The organism is Kitasatospora phosalacinea (assembly GCF_030268885.1).
In the GTDB taxonomy this organism is placed as follows: domain Bacteria; phylum Actinomycetota; class Actinomycetes; order Streptomycetales; family Streptomycetaceae; genus Kitasatospora; species Kitasatospora phosalacinea_C.
Window position 1 is genome coordinate 15,127 of sequence record NZ_BSSA01000023.1, and the last position, 19,709, is coordinate 34,835.

Here is a 19,709-nt window from a genome sequence, read left to right on the forward strand (position 1 = left end):
CCCTCCCCTCCCGGGCCGGGCGGCGGTCAGGCGGTGGCCTTGCCCGCGGCGACCAGCGCGGCGAGCGACGTCCGCTGCACGTGGACGAGCAGGGCGACCGTCACCGTGCTCATCACCAGCGCGAACAGGACGTGTCCGAGCGCGCCGGTCACCGCGGCGCCGAGCAGGCCGAGCACCAGGTGGCTGCCCAGTCGCAGCCCGACCAGGCCGAGGGCCACCTTGCGGGTGCCCTTGCCGCGCCACAGCAGCTTGGCGAGCTTGAGGCGGCTGCGCATCATGGTCAGCGAGACGCCGAGGTTGACGACCGCCAGGGCGACCAGCGCGGGCCAGGCCGAGGGGGCGGCGCGGAGCAGGTCGAAGGCCCCGGCCAGGACGCCCTCGAAGCCGAAGAACCAGACCGGCAGGCGCATCTCCGCGACGCTCGGCAGCACTGCCGCCGGCACCGGCTGCTGCTCGACCTGCCCGGCCTGCCCGACCTGCCCGGCCTGCTGGACCTGCTCGGCCTGCTCGGCGGACGTCCTGGTCGCGGTGCCGTTCATGGTCTCTCCCCCGTGTCGTTCTCCGTCGCCCCGGTGCCTCCCCCGGCGGCTGTCACCACTCTGCCCGCCGACCCCGGTCACGGCCCAGGAACGGGCGTCACCGACCCGCGGTGACAGATGTCACGGAGGCGGTGGGCGGGGTTCCGTTTCGCTGACGAAAGGTCACCCGGCGGGTACGGATTGTTCCGACCCCTCCCGCCGGAGGGAGGGCTTCCCCTACGCTGCTGCAGGTGAGCAGTCCGCCCAGCGGCAGGTCCACCCCCGGCCTGCCCGCCACGGCCGCCGTTCCCCCGACGCCCCCCGACGGTCCCCGGCCGCTCCCGGAACCGTCCGCGCGCCGGTCCGGCGGGCTGCTCCCGGGCCGTCCGCCGGGGCGGCGGGTGCTGAGCGGGCGGATCCCGGGGCAGCAGGGCGGCCCGGTCGCGGGCCGGGCGGCCGCGGTGCCGCTGTGGCGGCGGGTGTGGCCGTTGCGGCGCCCGGCGCTGTCCTCGGCGGTGGCGGCGTTGGCGCTGGCGGGTTCGGGGGTGCTGATCCTGCGCCTGGTGCAGCGGCAGACCGGGACGACGGGGCTGCTGGTGGGGTCGGGCCTGGCTCTGCTGCCGCTGCCGTTCGTGCTGGGGTCGCTGGCCTGGTTGAACCGGACGGCGCGGGTGCCGGTGCGGCACCTGCTGTTCTGCCTGGCCTGGGGGGCGTGCGCCGCGACCACGGTGGCGATCCTGGCGAACGGGTGGGCCAGCGACTTCCTGGTCGCCCACCGGGGCGCCCGCGGGGAGACCCTGGGCGCGGAGTTCGCGACGCCGCTGATCGAGGAGGTGGCGAAGGGCTCGGCGCTGCTGGTGCTGCTGCTGCCGCTGCGGCGGCACCGCTGCCGGGCGGGCCGCCCGTGCGGCCGCCGGTGCCGCCTGCTGCGGCACCGGCCCGGCACCGGCGGCCCGGCCCACTTCCGTCCGGCCCCGGCGGGCCGCCGCCGGGCCCGCTCCTCCCCGCGCACCCTGACGGCGGGGATGGTGCTGGGCGGGGTGACGGCCTGCGGGTTCGCGTTCACCGAGAACGCGCTGTACCTGGGGCGGGCGTTCACCGCGGACCGGCAGGCCCGGCTGGACGCGATCGGCCTGGGCGAGACCCCGAGCCTGCGGGACTTCGACGGGACGGTGCACACCTTCGTCCTGCGGGCGCTGCTCTCGCCGTTCGCGCACCCGCTGTTCACCGCGCTGACCGGGCTGGGCCTGGCCCTCACCCTGACCACCGCCCGGCGTTGGCTCGCCCGGTCGGGCGCACCGCTGGGCCTGCTGCTGGCGATGGGCCTGCACGGGGTGTGGAACGCGGCCGCCGGGCTGGGCACGGACGGCTTCCTGCTGGTGTACGGGCTGGTGATGGTGCCGTGCTTCGCCGCACTGGTGTGCTTCGCGGTGTGGGCGCGGACCCGCCGCACCCGGCAGCCGACCGCTCCGGGGGCGGGTCCTGAGCTGCGCGGACGCCCGGGCGGGAAATGGATTTCCCTTTCCCGCGGGCCTCACGTAGAGTCGTGTTCACCGACGCGGGGTGGAGCAGCTCGGTAGCTCGCTGGGCTCATAACCCAGAGGTCGCAGGTTCAAATCCTGTCCCCGCTACTCAGTGGCACGAAGGCCCGGAAGCATCGCTTCCGGGCCTTCGCCGTACCCGGCCGCGGATCGGCCTCCGGGGTGCCGGTGATCATCGGGACACCGGTGCCCTCGCGGTGGGGTAGGGTGGTGTTCACCGACGCGGGGTGGAGCAGCTCGGTAGCTCGCTGGGCTCATAACCCAGAGGTCGCAGGTTCAAATCCTGTCCCCGCTACTCAGTGGCACGAAGGCCCGGAGGCACCGCCTCCGGGCCTTCGCCGTACCCGGCCGCGGGCCGCCGTACCGGCCCGCCGCGGATCCGTCGAATAAATCCGTTGCCCGTCGCGGGGGACGGTGCCTATGGTGGCGGCACACTGAAAGGAGGTGATCCTGAGTTGAGTTCTTTCAGGATGCGTGAGGTGGCTGCTCGCTAGAGCCGCCCCTGCCTGTGCAGCGGTGAGGCCGTTCGGTCTCCGGCTCAGGCGAATTCCCAGCAGTCACCCGGCCCGTGGGCTCACCGGTACATCCCCGGTGCCTCGGTCGCCGTCCCTCCGGGGGCGGCCCGAGGAGCAGCCCGCGGGCCGTCTGCGTTCCCGGGCGCGCGGTGCCCGCCGCGTGCGCCGCGGGGGGCCCGCGGGCGCAGCACCAGGACGCGGGCGGTGCGGCGACCCGTCCCGGGGGTGGCCAGGACGCGGCTGGTGACGCCGTGGTGGCGGAGCGCGGCGCGCAGCTCGGTGAGGTGGGGGCAGGGGCGGCCGCGTTCGTCGTACAGCGGGTGGACCCGGACCTCGCCGCCGGGGGCGGTGACCCGGGCGAGTTCGCGCAGGGCGCGGAGCTGCTCCGCGGGGCCGAAGACGGCCGGGTAGGCGAACAGCAGGTAGGAGCTGAGGGTGAGCGCGAAGGTGCCGTCGGCGAACGGGAGGCGGGGCAGCGCGGCGGCGACGTAGCGCTCGGGGTGGGTGGTGGCGTCGGCGGCGAACAGGCGGCGGGCGCGGTCCCAGCTGCGCAGGTACTTCTCGGGGCGGTGCCTGCGGTCGGCGGGCAGGTGGCGGCGGGGGTCGCGCCGGATGGCGTCGGCCATGACGGCGCGGCCGTCGGCGGCGAGCGCGGCGAGGCGGCCCGGGCCGAGCGCGTAGCCGGGGTCGGCGGCGAGCACCTCGCAGCCGAGGGCGCGGGCCTCGGCGGCGAGGGCGGCGGCGCCGCCGGGGCAGTCGAGGACGGGGCCGGGCAGGTGGCCGAGCTGGGCGCGGGTGAGGCCGAAGGAGGCGCAGTACTCGTCGAGCGGCCGGGAGGTGACCAGGACCGGCGGGGCGGCCTGGGGCCGGGGCGGGGCGGTCGGGTGCATGCGGGCCTCCGGACGTTCGGCGGGCCCGGGGTGCGGCCCGGGCCCGTGGTCATCCGACCACGGGCCCGGGGGTGTCGCACGTCCAGCGGTGCCGGGTGCGGAGGGGGATCAGTCGTCGGTGGAGAGCAGGGCGCGGGCGGCGAAGCGGTTGACGCCGGTGAGGCCGCGGATCAGCTGCGGGGTGAGGAAGAGGACGGCCAGGCCGAGCAGGCAGACGCCGGCGATCTGCGGGACCGAGTTGATCTCGTAGACGTGGTGGACGCCGTCCGAGCCGGTCCAGTCGGCGACCCGGTAGCCGTCCCAGGAGGTGTAGCGGGCGAAGACCCACTGGTAGAGCGGGAACAGGGCGAGCGCCCAGCCGAGGGCGAAGAAGGTGACGGAGACGGCGAAGCTGACGATCGCCCAGGGGAACATGACGACCTGGTGCAGGACGGCCTTCCAGCCGGCCGGGTCGGCCAGCCGGGCGGTGATCCGGCCCCACGCGCCCTCCCGGCGGACGGTCAGCGCCCGCGGGGCGGGCAGCTCCTCCCCGAACAGGGTGCGGATCCGCAGCCGCTCGGCGGCGCCGAGGCCGCGGGCGACGGTCAGCAGCAGGGCGAGGACGGGCAGGCCGAGGGCGGTGACGACGAGGCCGAGCCCGGCGCTGAACAGCGGGACGACCAGGCAGAAGCCGAGCACGGCCATCGGCAGGCCGGTCAGCGCGTAGCCGAACTCCCGGAAGGTCTGCGGGGAGAAGGGGGCGCGCCAGAACCCGGGCCGGTCGTGGTGGCCGCCGAGGTCGGAGGCGGGGTACGCAGCGGTGGACATCCGCGGTCCTTCGGTTCGTCGGGCGGCGCCGCCGGTCGGCGGTGCCGGGCACGGGTACCAATCTGCCCGTCCCGACCGGGTCGGCGTAATGGAGCCTGCCGCCGACTTCGTGGTGGGGTTAACCCCCCTCCCGTCCTGGAGCCCGCTCCCCCGCCGCCCACGGCGGGCCGGTCCACTCGGGGGCCAGCAGCGAGTACTGGAGCGCGTCGTGCCAGACGCCGTCCCGGTGCGAGTCGGCCCGGACCCGGCCCTCGTAGCGGAACCCCGCCCTGGTCAGGACCCTGACCGAGGCGGTGTTGGCGGGGTCGCAGCGGGCCGCCAGCCGGTGCAGGCCCAGCACCCCGAAGCCGAACCCGCACAGCAACGCGGTCACCTCGGCGGCGTGGCCGCGGCCCCAGGTGTCGCGGCGCAGGACGCAGCCGAGCCAGGCGGCGTGCTCGCCCTCGCGGGTGAGCGCGGCCTGCCCGATCGGGTCGCCCGCGGGGTCGTCGACGGCCAGCCGGTAGTGCGTGCGGGGGTCCTCCTCGGCGGCTTCGAGGTACAGCTCGACCTGGTCCGCGCAGTCCTCGAAGTCCCGGGCGCCGAACGGGAGGTGGCGGACGGTCTCGGGGTCGCCGTGCACGGCGTGCAGGGCGGCCACCTCCTCCGGGGTGTGCCGGTACTCCCGCAGGGTGAGCCGGGGGCCGACGAGCCGGAGGGTCTCCATGACCGCCGACCCTACCGGGCGCCCCTCCGGGGACCGGCTACCGTACCGGGGTGGACGACGAAGACCTGCACCTGCTGCCCCGCACCCGCGCCGCCGACCTGCTGGACTGGGCGGTCGCGGAGGGCCACGACCCGGTGCCCGAGGCGGCGGTGCGGACGGTCCTGACGCTGCTGGAGCTGGGCGGGGCCCGGCTGCACGACGGCCTGCCCGAGCTGTCCTCCCCCGTGCTGGAGCGCCTGCTGTACGAGCAGCTGCACCTGTACGTCCAGCCGGACGGCGACCCGGCGGCCTACCCCGCGGCGGTGCGGATGCTGATCGCGTGGCAGCGGGCCGCCCGGCGGCTGAACGCCAAGCGCGCCGAGAAGCTCCGCGCCGAGACCGACTGGCAGGGCGAGGTGCTGCTCTCCCTGCTGCGCCGCGCCGACCTGGTGACCTGGCCCCGGCTGTACGCGCTGCTGCTGCGCGCGGACGGGGTGCCGGTCGACGACCCCGGCCCGGTCCGGGAGTGGCTGGCGGCGTTCCGCGAACGGTCCGAGGAGGAGCGGCACGCCGCCTTCGACCGGGTTCCGGGCCTGGACGGGGACGGCAACTGGGACCAGCCGGGGCGGCCGCTGCTGGTCGGGGTCTCCACGGACGGGGCGCGGCGGCTGCTGGAGCAGGGCCTGATGCGGCGCAGCTACCGCAACCTGGCCGAGCGGTCCGCCCGCGGCCTGCCGATGCCCGTCGAACTCTCCGGCGGCTTCGAGGAGTTCGAGGAGGCGGTGGCGCAGGCCGCGATCGACCTGTGCGGGGAGTGGACCGTCCCGGGGCTGCCGCGGCTGCTCCTGGAGGAGTTCCCGGAGCTGGCCCCCGAGGAGTACTGAGGGTTCCCGGACGGCGGGGTCGTCCGATCGGACGACCCCGCAGTCGTCCTGACGGTCCGTCAACCGTGGCCGTACGGAGGATCCCCGGGTCCGTTCGCCCGGGGCAGGCTTGCGCCATGACCCGATCGCCGCTCCCCGTCCTCGCCGCCCGCGCCGCCGCGGCCTGGTCCGCCCTGTTCGCGCTGGTGCACCTGTACTGGCTGCTGGGCGGCCGGGTCGGCCTGCCCGACGAGCTGTCCGTGCTGGACAACACCCCGCTGCTGGTCGTCGACGTCGCCGCGGTGCCGCTGTGCGCGGCGGCGGCCGCGACGGCCCTGGCCCTGGTCAGCCCGTGGGGCGCCCGAATACCGCGGCGCCGCCTGCTGCTCGCCGCCCGGGCCACCGCCCTGCTGCTGATCGTCCACGCCGCCCCGTCGGTGCCGGACTGGGCGGCCCTGGCCCTCGGCCGGCGGTCGGCCGCCGACCTGGACGCAATGACCTGCTTCGCGACCTTCCTGTACGAGCCGTTCTTCCTCGCGGGCGGCCTGCTGTTCGCGCTGGCCGCGTTCGGCCGGGCGGCCCGGCGGGGGCCGGGGGCGGCCCGGCGTCAGGTCGCGGTCGGGGCTGCCGGGGCTGCCGGGGCGGTCCAGCCGGCCAGCAGGCGCAGGGCGTCGGCGGTGGAGGAGCCGGGTTCCACGGAGTAGACGCACAGCGTCTGGTCCGGGTCGCCGGGGGCCTGGAAGGACTCGTAGGAGAAGTGCAGGTCGCCGACCAGGGGGTGGACGTAGTGCTTGGCGCCGTGGGTGCGGCGGAGCACCCGGTGGTCGCTCCACCAGGCGGGGAACTCCGGGCAGCGCAGGGTGAGTTCGCCGATCAGCTCGGCGAGCCTGCGGTCGTCGGGGTGCCGGCCGGCCTCCAGCCGGAGCATGGCCACGGTCTCGGCGGCGATCGTCGCCCAGTCGCCGACCCGGTCGCGGGCCTGCGGGTCGAGCAGGTAGTAGCGGGCCAGGTTGCGGCGGGTGGCCGGGAGCGCGTCGAAGTCGACGAGGACCTCCCGGGCCAGCCGGTTGGCGGCCAGGACGTCGGTGCGCCGACCGATGACGAACGCCGGGACGTGCGCGAGGGTCTCCAGCATCAGGTGCAGCCCCGGCCTGACCCGTTGCGGCCGTTCCGGGGCGCGGCGGGCCGCGTGCTCGGCGGGGAGCAGCAGGTCGGCGAGGTGCTCGCGCTCCGAGGGGTCGAGCCGCAGGGCGCGGGCCAGCGCCTGGACCACCTCGGTGGACGGGCGTCCGGCCCGGCCCTGTTCGAGGCGGGTGTAGTACTCGGTGCTGACCCCGGCCAGCCGGGCCACCTCGTCGCGGCGCAGGCCGGGCACCCGCCGCGCGCGGCCGTCCGCGGGCAGCCCGGCCAGCTCGGGGGCGACCGCGGCGCGCCGGGTGCGGAGGAAGTCGGCGATTTCCCTGCTGCGTTCCATGGACCAAGTGTGCGGGCTGCGGGGGCGCTCCGGCGGGCCCTGGGTGGCCCTGGCGGTACCAGTCGGCGCAGGGTCCGCTCCGGGCCGTCCGCGGGCCCGCCGAGCTGGTGTGCTGGAACAGCGGCCGGAACCTCCGGCGCCGCAACTCCCCCGTCCTGCAAGGAAGGCGCACCATGTCCACGCACACCGTCACCTCTCCCGCCCCGCAGCCCCTGGCCGGCCGCACCGCCGTGGTCACCGGCGCCTCCAGCGGCATCGGCGAGGCCACCGCCGAGGAGCTCGCCGGGCTCGGCGCCCGCGTCGTCCTGCTGGCCCGCCGCGCCGAGCGGCTGACCGAGCTGGCCGCCCGGATCGAGCGCTCCGGCGGCACCGCCGTGGCGATCGCCACCGACGTCACCGACCGGGCCGCGGTGCGGGCGGCCGCCGACCGGGTCGCCGCCGAACTGGGCGGCGCCGACCTGCTGTTCAACAACGCGGGGGTGATGCTCCCGGCGCCGGTCGAGGAGCTGGCCGTGGACCAGTGGCAGCGGCAGATCGACCTCAACGTCTCCGGCCTGATGAACGTCATCGGGGCGTTCACCCCGCAGCTGGTCGCGGCCGCGGCCGAGCGCGGCGTCGCCGACCTGGTCAACACCTCGTCGATCGCGGCGCAGAACATCTTCCCGACCTTCGCCGTCTACTCCGCGACCAAGGCCTACGTCACCCACCTCTCGCGCCACCTGCGGGCCGAGCTGGGCGCGAAGCACGTCCGCGTCTCGACGATCGAGCCCGGCATCGTCGGGACGGAGCTCCAGGACCACGTGACCGACCAGGGGGCGCTGGACTGGCTGGCCGGGTCCAGGGAGACGATGGAGTGGCTCGTCCCCGGCGACATCGCCCGGACGGTCGGCTTCCTGGCCGCCCTGCCGCCGCGGGTCAACCTCCAGCAGGTCACCGTCATGCCGACCGGCCAGGCGAGCTGAGGCCGCCGCGGCCCCGCCCCCGGCGGGTTACGGCCGGAGGCCGAGGTGGTGGAGCCAGGGCAGCGGGTCGACGGGGGCGCCGCCCGCCGGGCGGACCTCCAGGTGGAGGTGCGGGGCGGTGGCGCTGCCGGTGCTGCCGACCGCGCCGAGGACGGTGCCGGGGGCGACCGGGCCGGAGGCGGTGGCGATCCGGGAGAGGTGGCAGTACCAGACCTCGGTGCCGTCGGGGAGGGTCTGGATGACGCGGTAGCCGTGGGTGCCGGACCAGCCCGCGGCGGTGACGGTGCCGCCGGTGACGGCGGTGACGGGGGCGCCGGTGCGGGCCGCGAAGTCCAGCCCGGTGTGCAGGTGGGCCCAGTGCGCGCCGGCCGGGGCGTACTGCTCGGTCAGCCGGTAGTCGGCGACCGGCAGGGCGGGCGCGGAGCGGTCGGTGGCGCTCCCGGTGACGGCGCTTCCGGTGACGGCGCTCCCGGTGACGGCGCTCCCGTCGGGAGCGCTCCCGTCGGCGGCGGCCCCGGCCCCGGCCCGGCGGTCGGCGTGCTTGGCCTCGGCCTCCTGCGCGGCGGCGAGCCGGGCGGACTCCTCGGTGGCGGTGCGCTGCCCGTCGGCCTGCTGCAGGATGCGGGCGGCGAGGGCGAGCCCGGGGTCGGCGGCGTGCTGCCCGTCGGGGGCCGCGTCGGCGGCGGTGACGGGGGCCGGGGCGGGGACCGGGGCGGCGGCCCGGGCGGGGGCGGCGGTGAGGCCGGTGGCGCCGAGCGCGGCGGTCATCGCGGTGACGCCCAGCAGGGGGGCGCCGGTGCGGGCCTGGCGGGGCAGCCGGTGCCGGAGGGGCTCGGCCTCGACCGGGTGGTCGAGCAACTGGGTCCCGACGGTGCTCTCGGTGTGGGTCGACGCCACGGGGGCGCGCTCCTTCCTTCCCTGCCGCCGACCGGGTTAGCTGACGGGTTCGGAGGTGGAAGGTCTCCTACGGTCGGGCCCAGGGCCGTCCCGATTCACCCCGGTGGAACGTGGTTCCCCGGCTCCTGGACCCGCCGCGGGGGCGGATCCGGTGGATTAGGCGTGGCGCACGGTGCCGCATGGTTACGGCGTTGCCGACCGCGCTGCGTTATCAAACGTTAATCCTATGGACCCCATGATTCCAAGCGCCTACCGAGGTGCAGTGAAACTTTCCTGACGCCCTATGGGCGATTTGTGACGGTTCGCCAAGCCGCCCGGATCCGGCCATGACGGAACGTGACGGGGCGGTTGAGTATCCGTACTCACGACCCCACCGCGGCCCGGCGGGACCCTGGGCCCATGACAGCCACCGTGCCGCACCGCACCACCTCCGCCTACTTCCTGCAGGCCGTCGCGTCCTTCGCGTTCGCCACGGTCGCCCTGGTCCTCGGGATCGCCTACCTGCCGGTCAGCGCCTGGATGCGCGCCTTCCTCGCCGTCGGCCTGCTCTACGAGATCACCTCCGCGTTCACGCTGGCCAAGGTGATCCGCGACCGCCAGGAGGAGGGTGCGATCACCAGCCGGGTCGACCAGGCCCGGCTGGAGAAGCTGCTCTCCGAGCACGACCCGTTCAAGGTGGACGGGATCTGAGCGGGCGCCGGGGGCGGGCCGGGCATCGGGGCGGGCCGGGCGTCCGGGGTCGGCCGGACATCGGGGTCGGCCGGGGCTTGACGGCTAAGGCTATTAGCCTTAGCTTTATGGCTATCGGAAGCAGCCGGGCACCGAGAGCCCGGAGCGCCGGACGACGCCCGCCCAGGAGGCCCGCGATGCACAGCACCCTCGGCACCACCACCCAGTACCTCGACGTCACCGGCGGCCGGATCGCCTACGACGACACCCCCGGCTCCGGCGTCCCGGTCGTCCTGCTGCCCGGCATGCTCGACCGGCGCACCGTCTACCGCCACCTCGCCCCGCTGCTGTCCGCCGCCGGGCACCGGGTGGTCACCATGGACCTGCGCGGCACGGGCGAGTCCTCGACCGGCTTCACCGACCACTCCCCCGCCGCGATCGCCGAGGACCTGGTGGCCCTGCTGGCCCACCTGGACCTGCGCGGCGCCGTGCTGGTCGGCAGCTCGTACACCGGCGCCACCGTGGTCCGGGCCGCCGCGCTCGCCCCCGAGCGGACCGGCGGGGTGGTGCTGGTCGACGCCTTCATCGAGAACCTGCCGCTGAACGCCTTCCAGAAGGCGCTGTTCGGCCTGGCCGCCCCGCTGGTCACCGCCTTCCCGGGCCTGTGGGGCTCGATGCAGAAGTTCTACTACCCGGCCGACGCCCGGCCCGCCGACTTCGAGGAGTACCGGGCCGACCTCGCGCGGATGCTCCGCGAGCCCGCCCGCAAGGCGGCCCTGCGCGGCTACCTGAAGGGCGACTCCGCCCCGGTCGGCTGGTGCGAGGCCGTCGACGTGCCCGCGCTGGTGCTGATGGGCAGCAAGGACCCCGACTTCCCGGACCCCGAGCTGGTCGCCGACCGGCAGGCCGCCGCGCTGCGCGGCCGCAAGGTGATGATCGAGGGCGCCGGCCACTACCCGATGGCCGGCCGCCCGCAGGCCGTCGCCGACGCCCTGCTGCCCTTCCTGGCCGAACTGCCCGCACTGCCCGCACTGAACGACGAGGTCACCCGCTGATGCCCCGCGCCGGACTCTCCACCGCCGCCGTGGTGGACCACGCCCTCGACCTGATCGACGAACGCGGCGCCGAGGCGCTGACCCTGTCCGCCGTCGCCGCCAAGGCCGGGGTCGCCACCCCCTCGCTGTACAAGCACGTGGCGGGCGGCCTGCCCGAACTGCGCCGCCTGGTCGCCGTCCGCACCACCGAGGAGCTGGCCGACCACCTGGCCGCCGCCGTCCTCGGCCACTCCCGGGACGGCGCGGTCCGCGCCCTGCTCGCCGCGTACGCCTCGTACGCCCTGCGGCACCCGCGGCGGTACGCGGCGCTGCCGCAGGTGCCGGACCCGGACCCGGAGCTGGTCGCGGCCGCCGAGCGGCTGGTGGGGGTGCTGTTCGCGGTGCTGCGCGGCTACGGGCTGGCGGGCCCGGAGGCGGTGCACGCGGTGCGGACGCTGCGGGCGGCGGCCCACGGGTACGCCTCGTTGACCACGGCGGGGGCGTTCCAGCTCGCCGAGGGGACGGACGTCACGCTGGAGCGGCTGACCGGGGTGCTGGTCGAGGGGCTGGCCAACTGGCCGGGTGCGGAGGGGCCGTGACCTCCCGGGGCGGTGCCGCGTTCTCCACGGTATGAAGAAGCGCAGCATGCTCGCCTTTGCCTCGCTCGCCGTCGGCGTGGTCGCCTCCCTCACCGCTCCCAGTGCGCACGCCGCGCCGGAGCACCACCGCGGGCTCGGCCCGCTCAAGGACGCCGTCTCCGCCCCGGACACGGCGCTGGACGAGGACTTCACGCAGACCGTGGCCGAACAGCAGCCGGGGGCCTGAGCCGCGGGGGCCGCGGGACCGCGGCCGGAACGGCGGGAGGCCGGAACGGCGGGAGGCCGGGCCGCGGGACGAACGCGCTGGTCGCGCGCCGTCCACACCGTTTCGCAACCTCGTCCCCACCATTTCGACACCACTGGTGCGTAACACTGTCCTTCGGTCGGGAAGTCATACCGCGTGGAGACCTTCCACGGGTGTGACCGACAAGCACGGAGGATCAGGAACATGCCGCAGGCGACTCAGCACATCGAGCCCGGCACGGGACTGATCCCGGCTCCCCGGACGGCGCCGGACGGAGCGCCCGGCGCCCCGCGCCCGGCGGCCGCCCCGCAGGACGCGGGCTGGGGCGCGGCGCTGCTGCGCGGGGTCGCGGTGGTGCGCGGGCTGCGCTCGCTGCGACCGGTCGAGGCGCGTCCGCAGCGCGGCTACGGCGAGGTCGACGGCCAGTAGCCGCCTCCGGCCCCGGCAACCCCGCCGTCGGCCCCGGCGCCACTGGCAAGGTGTCGGAAATGCCGCGGATTCCCCACGTGTCGCGAAAGCGCCCGGTCGCCCGGTGCGTCCATAAGATGGTCAGCACTGGCACGTCGACCGGAAGGGCCGGGCGCTTCCCATGGACCAGAGCTCTCCGCGCCGGGCCAGCCGCACCGAACTGCGGTGCGTGCGGGCGCTGCTGCGGGCGTCGAGCGCGGCCGAGCTGCTGGCCGCGCTGCTGACCGAGGGCCCGGCCTGGATCACCGGCGAGGGCTCGGCGCTCTACCTGCTGGACGGCGGGACGCTGCGGCTGATCGCCTCGCACGAGCTGCCCGAGTGGGTGCACCACAAGTACGGGGTGGTCGACCCGGAGAGCGAGCTGCCCGCTGCGCTGGCGCTGCGGCGGCGCGAGCCGGTGCTGCTGAGCCCGCAGCAGACCAGCGCGGACTACCCGAACACGGCGGCGGGCCTGGGCACCGGCCTGGTCGCGCTGGCGGTGCTGCCGCTGGTGGTGGACGGGAGCCCGGTGGGTTCGCTGGCGCTGGCACTGGCCCACCGCGGGGCCGTCCCGCGGCGGGACGTCGAACTGCTGGAGACCTTCGCCGACGTGGCCGCGCACCGGCTCGCGCACCTGCTGGACCACGTGCACGCGGCCGATCCGGCCTCGGACGGCCCGCGGGCCGAACTCCCCTCCCCGGACGGCGAGTTGCTGTCGCTGGCGGTGCGCTCGGCGGGCGCCGGGGCGTTCGAGCGGGACGTGGTGACCGGCGAGACGCTGTGGGACGCGCAGGCGTACCGGGTGGTGGGCCTGCCGCCGCCGGGGGCGACCGGCCGGGCGCCGGAGCTGGCGGAGGTGGTGCACCCGGAGGACCTGCCGGACGTGCAGGCCGGGCTGGCCGAGGCGCTGGCGACCGGAGGCCCGTACCGGATCTCGTACCGGGTGGTGCGGCCGGACGGTACGCCCTGGCAGGTGGACGAGGCGGGCGAGGTGATGCTGGACGTGCACCGGCGGCCGGTGCGGACGGCGGGGCTGCTGATCGGGCGCGAGTGGCGGCCCGGCCCGACCGGCGGTTCCGCGGCGGCCGCGGCGGCGGGGGCGCGCTCCACGCTGCTGCTGGCGCTGACCCGGGCGCTGTCCCGGGCGGTGACGGTGCGCGAGGTGACCACAGCGCTGACCGACGTGGCGCGCCCGGCGCTGGGCGCGGCCGGCGTGGTGCTGGACCTGGTGGACGAGGGCCGGTTGATGCCGGTCTCCCCCGCGGTGTTCGGCGGCCCGCACCGGGCCGAGCTGAACCGGCTGCACGACCTGGCCGGCGGGGTGATGGAGCACGTGCTGGCCCGGGCCACGCCGCTGTTCAGCGAGCCGGGCCAGCCGCGCCGCGGCCCGGAGGCGCCGGCCGCCTGGACGGTGCTGCCGCTGGTGGCCTCGGGCCGGCAGGTCGGCTCCTGCCTGATCACCTTCGCCACCGAGCGGTCCTTCAGCCGGGAGGACCGCACGATGTACTCGGCGTTCGCGGGCATCCTGGCCCAGTCGCTGGAGCGGGCCCGGCTGTACGACGTGCACCACGAGCGGGCCAGCGAGCTGCAGCGGGCGATGCTGCCGCGCTCGCTGCCGTCGCTGCCGGGGATCTCCTCGACGGCGCGCTACCTGCCCTCCACCGAGGGGATGCAGATCGGCGGCGACTGGTACGACCTGCTGCGGCTGCCGGACGGCCGGGTCGGACTGGTGATCGGCGACGTGCAGGGCCACAACGCGGAGGCGACCGCGGTGATGGGCCAGCTGCGCTCGGGCCTGTGGGCGTACGCGACGGACGGGCACGACCCGGCGACCACGCTGGAGCGGACCAGTCGGCTGCTGGCCGGGATGGAGACCGAGCTGTTCGCCACCTGCCTGTACGTGGTGCTGGACCCGGCGACCGGGCTGCTGCGGGCGGCCCGGGCCGGGCACCCGCCGCCGGTGCGGATCGGGGCGGCCGGGGCGGCGGAGCTCCCCCTGCCGGGCGGCCCGCCGCTGGGCGTGCTGCCGGGGGTGCGCTACCCGCCGGCCGAGGCGCGGCTGGAGCCGGGCGAGACGCTGCTGGCCTACACGGACGGGCTGGTGGAGGTCCGGGACGAGGACTACGACGAGTCGGTGCAGCGGATGCTGGGCGGGCTGGAGCTGTGGACGGCGGAGGCGGGCGGGGCGGGCCGGCTGGAGCGGCCGGAGGCGCTGGAGCGGCTGGCCGACCTGCTGACCCTGAACGTGACGGAGCGTGAAGTCCGGCCGGACGACGTGGCGTTGCTCCTGCTGCACCGGGTCGCTACCTGATCGCGGCGCCGAACTGTCCGACCTGTCCGAAATTGACGGAATCTGAACAGCGAAAGCTGGAACCGTTCATACGAAAGTAGTAACACCACCATAAACTCCGCGTGTGACGACCACTCAATGGTGCTTGGCAGCAGCCGCATTGCTCGCCCTCCTCTCCCTCGCTGCCGCCGCCCGCTCCCGTGCCGTCACCCGCACCCTGCGCGCCCGGCTGGCCCGCAGCGAGCGCGAACTCGACGCGGTCCGGGAGCAGTTGGCGGCCGAGCTGGCCGACCGCCGGGCGGGCGCCGAAGCCGCCCTGCACGAGCAGGAGATGAACGCGGCGACCCGCCGGGCCTTCCTCAACGTGGCCCGCCGGATCCTGGTGATGGCGCACGACCAGCAGGCCGGGCTGGACGAGATGGAGCGCACCCACGACGACCCGGTGCTGCTCGACGGCCTGCTGCGGGCCGACCACGCCGCCGCCCAACAGGCCCGCCTGGCACAGACCCTGGCCGTGCTGTGCGGCTCCCGCGCGGGCCGGACCTGGCCCGAGCCCGTCCCGCTGGAGGACGTGGTGCGGGGCGCCCAGGGCCGGATCCTGCCGTTCCAGCGGATCGTGGTGCACAGCCGGGTGGACACCGCGGTGCTCGGCGCCGCCGCCGAGGCGCTGATCCACGCGGTGGCCGAGCTGCTGGACAACGCCACCCGCTACTCGCCGCCCAGTTCGCAGGTGTACGTCACGCTGATGCCGGTGCACAACGGCGCCGTGATCGAGATCGACGACTGCGGCATCGGCATGACCGACGTGACGGTCGCCAAGGCCGCCGCCGCCCTGGCCGGCGGCGGCTCGCTGGAGGTCTCCCGGATCGGCGAGGTCCCGCAGCTGGGCCTGGCCGCGGTCGGCCTGCTCGCCCGGCAGTACGGCTTCCGGGTCACCGTGCACTCCACCCCGTCCCCGTACGGCGGCGTGCGGGTGGTGGTGCTGCTGCCGAACGCGCTGCTCACCGACCCGCTGCCGCAGCACGGACTGCCCGCCCCGCGGCCCGCCGAGCCGGGTGCCCGGCCGGCCGCGACCCGCCCGCAGGCCGACCGGGGCCGCGCGCCCCAGGAGCCCGGCGCCCTGCCCACCCGCCCGGTCTCCCCCCGGACCGGTCCGACCCCGCCGTCCGCGGTCCCCCCGCTGCCGCGCCGGAGCAACCGCCGGGGCGGCACCCCGCAGCGCGCGTTCCCCCAGGAGCCGACGGTCTCGCCGCGCTCGGCCCGGGAGGCCCAAGCCTTCATGTCGCTGTTCCAGAACGGCACCGCGGACGGCCGCATCGCCGCCCAGCAGGACCGGCGGTCCGCCCCGGACCGCCCCGACGTATTCCCCGCTTCCCCCCAGGGAGAACCGCATGACGACCAACCCTGACCTCGGCTGGCTGCTGGCCGACATCGTCTCCGTACCGGAGGTCCGGCACGCCCTCGTGGTGTCCAACGACGGTCTGGAGATCGGCCGCAGCCCCCGGATCGACCGGGACGACGCCGAGCGGCTGGCCGCCGCCTGCTCCGGGCTGCAGTCGCTGTCCCGGGGCGTGGCCACCGGCTTCGGCGACGGCAGCACCCGGCAGATCGTCATCGAGTACGGCGGCGGCTACCTGTTCGTGGTCGCCGCCGGGGCCGGGGCGCACCTGGCGGTGGTGGCCGGGGAGTCGGTCGACGCGGGCCTGGTGGCCTACCAGATGCAGATGCTGGTCGGACGGATCGGCGAGCACCTGACGGCCGCGCCCCGGCAGGGGGCGGCGGCCACCGGGGGCGAACGGTGAGCCGCGGGCCGGTACGCCCGTACGTCATCACCGGCGGTCGCAGCCTGGCCGGCCGGGACGCGCTGGAGTTCGAGAGCCTGCTGCGGACCGTGCCGGGGGTCGCGGTCGACCCGATGGTGGTGAACCGGGAGCAGCTGGCCGTCCTGGAGATGTGCCGGGAGCTGCTGTCGGTCGCCGAGGTCGCGGCCCACCTCGGGCTGCCGATCAGCGTGCTGAAGGTGCTGGTCGACGACCTGTGGGAGCTGGGCGCGATCCAGGTGCTGCCGCCCGCCCGCCCGGCCGAGCGGGCGCCGCTCGCCCTGATCGAGGAGGTGCTGGTTGGTCTCCGCCAGCTCCGCTGAGCCCGCGTACCTGCCCTCCAGCGTGCAGGGCGCGGTGAAGATCCTGGTCACCGGGCCGTTCGGGGTGGGCAAGACCACCCTGGTCGGCGCGCTGAGCGAGATCGACCCGCTGCGCACCGAGGAGACCATGACCTCGGTCGGCGAGGGCGTGGACGACGTGACCGGGCGCCCGCACAAGGCGACCACCACGGTGGCACTGGACTTCGGCCGGATCACGCTCAGCAGCCGGCTCGCGCTGTACCTGTTCGGCACGCCCGGGCAGCAGCGCTTCTGGCCGCTGTGGGAGGACCTCTCGCGCGGGGCGCTGGGCGCGATCGCGCTGGTCGACTCCCGCCGCCTGGAGGAGTCCTTCGACGTGCTCGGGCTGCTGGAGGAGCAGCGCATCCCGTTCGCGGTGGCGGTCAACGTCTTCCCCGACACCCCCGCGTACCCGGAGGCCGAGCTGCGGACCGCGCTCGACCTGCTGCCCGGCGTGCCGATCCTCACCTGCGACGTCCGGGACGAGGACGCCGCGCACCGACTGCTGATCGATTTCGTCGACCACCTGCGGGTCGGCGCCCTGGAGCTGTCATGACCGTTCCCGAACACCTGGCGGCCTCCGGCTGCCCGTACGCCGGACGCCCGGGGGCCGCCCCGCTGTACGGCCCGGCGGTCTCCGACGACCCGCACGGCCGGTACGCCCGGATGCGCGCCGAGCACGGCCCGGTCGCGCCGATCGAGCTGGAGCCGGGGGTGGAGGGCTGGCTGGTCATCGGCTACCAGGAGATGCTCGACCTCACCCGCAACGAGCAGCTGTTCTCCAAGGACTCGCGGCACTGGCGGGTGCCCCGGGAGGGGCGGCTGCGGGCCGACTCGCCCCTGGTGCCGATGACCGTGTGGCGGCCCACCCTGCAGAGCGTGGACGGCGCCGAGCACCACCGGCTGAGCACCGCGGTCGGCGACGCCCTGGGCCGGATCGACCACCGGTGGCTGCGGGAGACCACCGAGGCCGCGGCGATGGCGCTGATCGAGAGCTGGGGGCCGGACGGCACGGCCGACCTGGTCGTCCAGTTCACCCGGCGGCTGCCGCTGCTGGTGTTCACCCAGCTGCTGGACCTGCCCGAGGAGGAGGGCCCGCGGCTGTTCGCGCTGATCACCGGGGTGGTGGACAGCACCGCCGACTCGCAGCGCGCCGCCGCCGACCTGGCCGCGCTGCTCGCCGCGCTGGTGCGGCAACGGCGCGAGCGGCCCGGTGACGACCTGGTGTCCTGGCTGCTGGGGCACCCGGTCGGGCTGACCGACGAGGAGGTGGTGCACCACCTGGTGGTGATCCTGATCGCGGGCAACGAGCCGACCATCAACTGGATCGGCAACACGGTGCGGCTGCTGCTCACCGACCGCCGCTTCCGCAGCAGCCTGACCGGCGGCCGCTCGACCGTCGCGGACGCCCTGGACGAGGTGCTGTGGCGCGACCCGCCGGTGCAGAACTTCCCCGGCCGGTGGGCGACTTCGGACACCGTGCTGGGCGGCCAGTACATCAGTGCCGGTGACATCCTGGTGCTCGGCCTGGCCGGGGCCAACGACGACCCGGCCGCGCACGGCACGGACAGCCTGAGCGGCAACCGGGCCCACCTCGCCTGGGGCGCGGGGCGGCACGTCTGCCCGGCCAAGGACCCGGCCCGGCTGATCGTGGAGACCGCGATCGAGACCCTGCTGCACTGTCTCCCGGACCTCCAGCTCGCGGTTCCCGCCCACGAGTTGACCTGGCGGCCGTCCCCGTGGTCACGTGCCCTGGTCAGCCTGCCGGTGCTCTACAGCTCCTTCACCCCGCCCCGCCCCGCCCCGCCCGAGAGGACCGCATGGACGCCGCAGCCGCAGCCCGGGTCTGCCCCTACCGACTCGACCCCGCCGGATCCGACCAGCACGCCGAGAACCGGCGGCTCCGCGCTCTCGGACCTGCGGCGCAGGTTGAGCTCCCTGGTGGGGTGGTGGTCTGGGCGGTGACCCGCCACGACACCCTGCAGCAGCTGCTCGCCGACCCCCGGGTCGGCAAGGGTGTCGAGCACTGGCGGCTGTACCGGGAGGGCCTGCTCCCCGAGGGCTGGCCGCTGATGACCTTCGTCACCGTCCCCGGCATGACCACCTCCGACGGTGCCGACCACCGCCGCCTGCGCGCCCTGGCCACCCAGGCGCTCACCCCGCGCCGGATCGCCGAACTGGCCCCGGCGATCGAGCGGCGGGTCGCCGAACTGCTGGACGCCCTGGCCGGGGCGGACGGGGACGAGGACGGGACCGGGGTCGACCTGCGCGCCCGGTTCGCCTACCCGCTGCCGATGCACGTCATCGGCCGGCTGCTGGGCCTGACGCCGGACGAGCAGGACCGGCTGCACGAGCTGTCCGACGTCCTGGTCAGCTCCTCCGGCGCGCCGGGGGCGAGCGCCGCCGCCGCCCGCGACATCGGCGCGCTGCTGGGCGCCGTCGCCGCCGCGAAGCGGGCCGCGCCCGCCGACGACCTGACCAGCGCGCTGATCGCCGCCCGCGAGGAGCAGGACCGGCTCAGCGAGGCCGAACTGATAGGCCTGATGCTGCAGTTGGTGGTGGCCGGGCACGAGACCACGCTCAACCTGATCTGCAACGCGGTGCGCGCCCTGCTCACCCACCCCGAGCAGTTGCAGCTGGTGCGGGACGGCGCGGTGCCGTGGTCCGCGGTGGTCGAGGAGACGCTGCGCTGGGACGCGCCGGTCGGCCAGTTCCCGATGCGGTACGCGCTGGAGGACATCGACCTGGGCGACGGGGTGGTGATCCGCGCGGGCGACGGCATGCTCGCCTCGTACGCGGCCGCCGGGCGCGACCCGGAGCACTGGGCGGACGCGGACCGCTTCGACCTGACCCGCTCCCCGGTCCGGCACCTCTCGCTCGGGCACGGGCCGCACTTCTGCATCGGCTCGGCACTGGCCCGGCTGGAGGCGGAGACCGCGCTGCGCGAGCTGTTCGCCCGCTTCCCCGGCCTGCGGCTCGCCGAGGGCGCCGAGCCCCGTCCGATCGCCTCGTTCGTCAGCAACGGCGTCAGCAGCCTGCGGGTGCGGCTGTCCTGACCCGGCGTGCGTCGCGCCGCCGGGCCGCCCCTGCCGGGTCAATCCACGTGACCGGGC

General features: G+C 75.8%; 22 protein-coding genes, 2 tRNA genes and 1 riboswitch. Of the genes, 18 read left to right on the top strand and 6 right to left on the bottom strand.

The annotated features are described in order from the left end of the window. Window positions 1-26 precede the first annotated feature (26 nt). Window positions 27-539, bottom strand: coding sequence for a hypothetical protein (locus QSK52_RS27325; RefSeq protein WP_285738829.1), 513 nt, complete (start codon window positions 537-539; stop codon window positions 27-29). A 230-nt stretch (window positions 540-769) separates the two neighbouring features. Between QSK52_RS27325 and QSK52_RS27330 the strand changes: the two genes are divergently transcribed. From QSK52_RS27330 to QSK52_RS27340, 3 genes are all read left to right on the top strand, one after another. Next, on the top strand, window positions 770-2,098 hold the full coding sequence (locus tag QSK52_RS27330) for a PrsW family intramembrane metalloprotease (protein ID WP_285738830.1): 1,329 nt from the start codon (window positions 770-772) through the stop codon (window positions 2,096-2,098). Next, a tRNA-Met gene (locus QSK52_RS27335) sits at window positions 2,076-2,149 on the top strand. The genes QSK52_RS27330 and QSK52_RS27335 overlap by 23 nt, the downstream gene beginning before the upstream one ends. Before the next feature lie 131 nt (window positions 2,150-2,280). Beyond that, a tRNA-Met gene (locus QSK52_RS27340) sits at window positions 2,281-2,354 on the top strand. Between the two features lie 279 nt (window positions 2,355-2,633). Here the strand turns inward: QSK52_RS27340 and QSK52_RS27345 are convergent. The 3 genes from QSK52_RS27345 to QSK52_RS27355 all read right to left on the bottom strand — a co-directional run bounded on the left by QSK52_RS27345 (window position 2,634) and on the right by QSK52_RS27355 (window position 4,977). Further along, the gene (locus QSK52_RS27345) at window positions 2,634-3,464 is read right to left on the bottom strand and encodes a class I SAM-dependent methyltransferase (RefSeq protein WP_285738831.1); all 831 of its coding nucleotides are present in this window, start codon (window positions 3,462-3,464) and stop codon (window positions 2,634-2,636) included. Between the two features lie 108 nt (window positions 3,465-3,572). Further along, complete coding sequence (locus tag QSK52_RS27350; protein ID WP_285738832.1) at window positions 3,573-4,271, bottom strand: sensor domain-containing protein; 699 nt, start codon at window positions 4,269-4,271, stop codon at window positions 3,573-3,575. Between the two features lie 118 nt (window positions 4,272-4,389). Next, window positions 4,390-4,977 carry a GNAT family N-acetyltransferase gene (locus QSK52_RS27355; protein ID WP_285738833.1) on the bottom strand — a complete coding sequence of 196 codons (588 nt, stop codon included), beginning with the start codon at window positions 4,975-4,977 and terminating at the stop codon, window positions 4,390-4,392. A 50-nt stretch (window positions 4,978-5,027) separates the two neighbouring features. Here QSK52_RS27355 and QSK52_RS27360 point away from each other — a divergent pair, with 50 nt between their 5' ends. Next, window positions 5,028-5,840: a hypothetical protein gene (locus QSK52_RS27360; protein WP_285738834.1), complete on the top strand. Its 813-nt coding sequence runs from the start codon at window positions 5,028-5,030 to the stop codon at window positions 5,838-5,840. A gap of 116 nt (window positions 5,841-5,956) precedes the next feature. Beyond that, window positions 5,957-6,523 carry a DUF3995 domain-containing protein gene (locus QSK52_RS27365; protein ID WP_285738835.1) on the top strand — a complete coding sequence of 189 codons (567 nt, stop codon included), beginning with the start codon at window positions 5,957-5,959 and terminating at the stop codon, window positions 6,521-6,523. On the opposite strand, the gene QSK52_RS27370 is transcribed toward QSK52_RS27365, so the two are convergent. Next, the gene (locus QSK52_RS27370) at window positions 6,427-7,293 is read right to left on the bottom strand and encodes a helix-turn-helix domain-containing protein (RefSeq protein ID WP_285738836.1); all 867 of its coding nucleotides are present in this window, start codon (window positions 7,291-7,293) and stop codon (window positions 6,427-6,429) included. The genes QSK52_RS27365 and QSK52_RS27370 overlap by 97 nt on opposite strands. A gap of 173 nt (window positions 7,294-7,466) precedes the next feature. On the opposite strand from QSK52_RS27370, the gene QSK52_RS27375 reads away from it, so the two are divergent. After that, entirely contained in the window at window positions 7,467-8,255 is a 789-nt protein-coding gene (locus QSK52_RS27375; protein WP_285738837.1) for an SDR family oxidoreductase, read from the top strand. A gap of 27 nt (window positions 8,256-8,282) precedes the next feature. Here QSK52_RS27375 and QSK52_RS27380 read toward each other — a convergent pair whose 3' ends face one another. Further along, window positions 8,283-9,152 carry a M23 family metallopeptidase gene (locus QSK52_RS27380; RefSeq protein WP_285738838.1) on the bottom strand — a complete coding sequence of 290 codons (870 nt, stop codon included), beginning with the start codon at window positions 9,150-9,152 and terminating at the stop codon, window positions 8,283-8,285. 10 nt (window positions 9,153-9,162) lie between these two features. Continuing rightward, window positions 9,163-9,316, bottom strand: a riboswitch (cyclic di-AMP (ydaO/yuaA leader). A 235-nt stretch (window positions 9,317-9,551) separates the two neighbouring features. On the opposite strand from QSK52_RS27380, the gene QSK52_RS27385 reads away from it, so the two are divergent. From QSK52_RS27385 to QSK52_RS27440, 12 genes are all read left to right on the top strand, one after another. Continuing rightward, entirely contained in the window at window positions 9,552-9,842 is a 291-nt protein-coding gene (locus tag QSK52_RS27385; RefSeq protein ID WP_285738839.1) for a YiaA/YiaB family inner membrane protein, read from the top strand. A gap of 176 nt (window positions 9,843-10,018) precedes the next feature. After that, entirely contained in the window at window positions 10,019-10,876 is an 858-nt protein-coding gene (locus QSK52_RS27390) for an alpha/beta fold hydrolase (protein WP_285738840.1), read from the top strand. Next, the gene (locus QSK52_RS27395; RefSeq protein ID WP_285738841.1) at window positions 10,876-11,454 is read left to right on the top strand and encodes a TetR/AcrR family transcriptional regulator; all 579 of its coding nucleotides are present in this window, start codon (window positions 10,876-10,878) and stop codon (window positions 11,452-11,454) included. Before QSK52_RS27390 ends, QSK52_RS27395 begins: the two co-directional genes overlap by 1 nt. Window positions 11,455-11,500: 46 nt before the next feature. After that, window positions 11,501-11,680 carry a hypothetical protein gene (locus QSK52_RS27400; RefSeq protein WP_285738842.1) on the top strand — a complete coding sequence of 60 codons (180 nt, stop codon included), beginning with the start codon at window positions 11,501-11,503 and terminating at the stop codon, window positions 11,678-11,680. Window positions 11,681-11,902: 222 nt separating this feature from the next. Then, window positions 11,903-12,127 (top strand): hypothetical protein, encoded by a 225-nt coding sequence (locus QSK52_RS27405; protein WP_285738843.1) that lies wholly within the window; start codon window positions 11,903-11,905, stop codon window positions 12,125-12,127. A gap of 160 nt (window positions 12,128-12,287) precedes the next feature. Next, on the top strand, window positions 12,288-14,456 hold the full coding sequence (locus tag QSK52_RS27410; RefSeq protein ID WP_285738844.1) for a SpoIIE family protein phosphatase: 2,169 nt from the start codon (window positions 12,288-12,290) through the stop codon (window positions 14,454-14,456). A 124-nt stretch (window positions 14,457-14,580) separates the two neighbouring features. Further along, window positions 14,581-15,843: a sensor histidine kinase gene (locus QSK52_RS27415; RefSeq protein ID WP_285738845.1), complete on the top strand. Its 1,263-nt coding sequence runs from the start codon at window positions 14,581-14,583 to the stop codon at window positions 15,841-15,843. Then, window positions 15,827-16,237, top strand: coding sequence for a roadblock/LC7 domain-containing protein (locus tag QSK52_RS27420; RefSeq protein WP_285738846.1), 411 nt, complete (start codon window positions 15,827-15,829; stop codon window positions 16,235-16,237). Before QSK52_RS27415 ends, QSK52_RS27420 begins: the two co-directional genes overlap by 17 nt. Further along, entirely contained in the window at window positions 16,234-16,578 is a 345-nt protein-coding gene (locus tag QSK52_RS27425; protein WP_285738847.1) for a DUF742 domain-containing protein, read from the top strand. Before QSK52_RS27420 ends, QSK52_RS27425 begins: the two co-directional genes overlap by 4 nt. Further along, window positions 16,556-17,152, top strand: coding sequence for a GTP-binding protein (locus tag QSK52_RS27430; RefSeq protein WP_285738848.1), 597 nt, complete (start codon window positions 16,556-16,558; stop codon window positions 17,150-17,152). Before QSK52_RS27425 ends, QSK52_RS27430 begins: the two co-directional genes overlap by 23 nt. Next, on the top strand, window positions 17,149-18,561 hold the full coding sequence (locus QSK52_RS27435; protein WP_285738849.1) for a cytochrome P450: 1,413 nt from the start codon (window positions 17,149-17,151) through the stop codon (window positions 18,559-18,561). The genes QSK52_RS27430 and QSK52_RS27435 overlap by 4 nt, the downstream gene beginning before the upstream one ends. Beyond that, window positions 18,558-19,652 (top strand): cytochrome P450 family protein, encoded by a 1,095-nt coding sequence (locus tag QSK52_RS27440; RefSeq protein WP_285738850.1) that lies wholly within the window; start codon window positions 18,558-18,560, stop codon window positions 19,650-19,652. Before QSK52_RS27435 ends, QSK52_RS27440 begins: the two co-directional genes overlap by 4 nt. The last annotated feature ends 57 nt before the right edge of the window (window positions 19,653-19,709 follow it).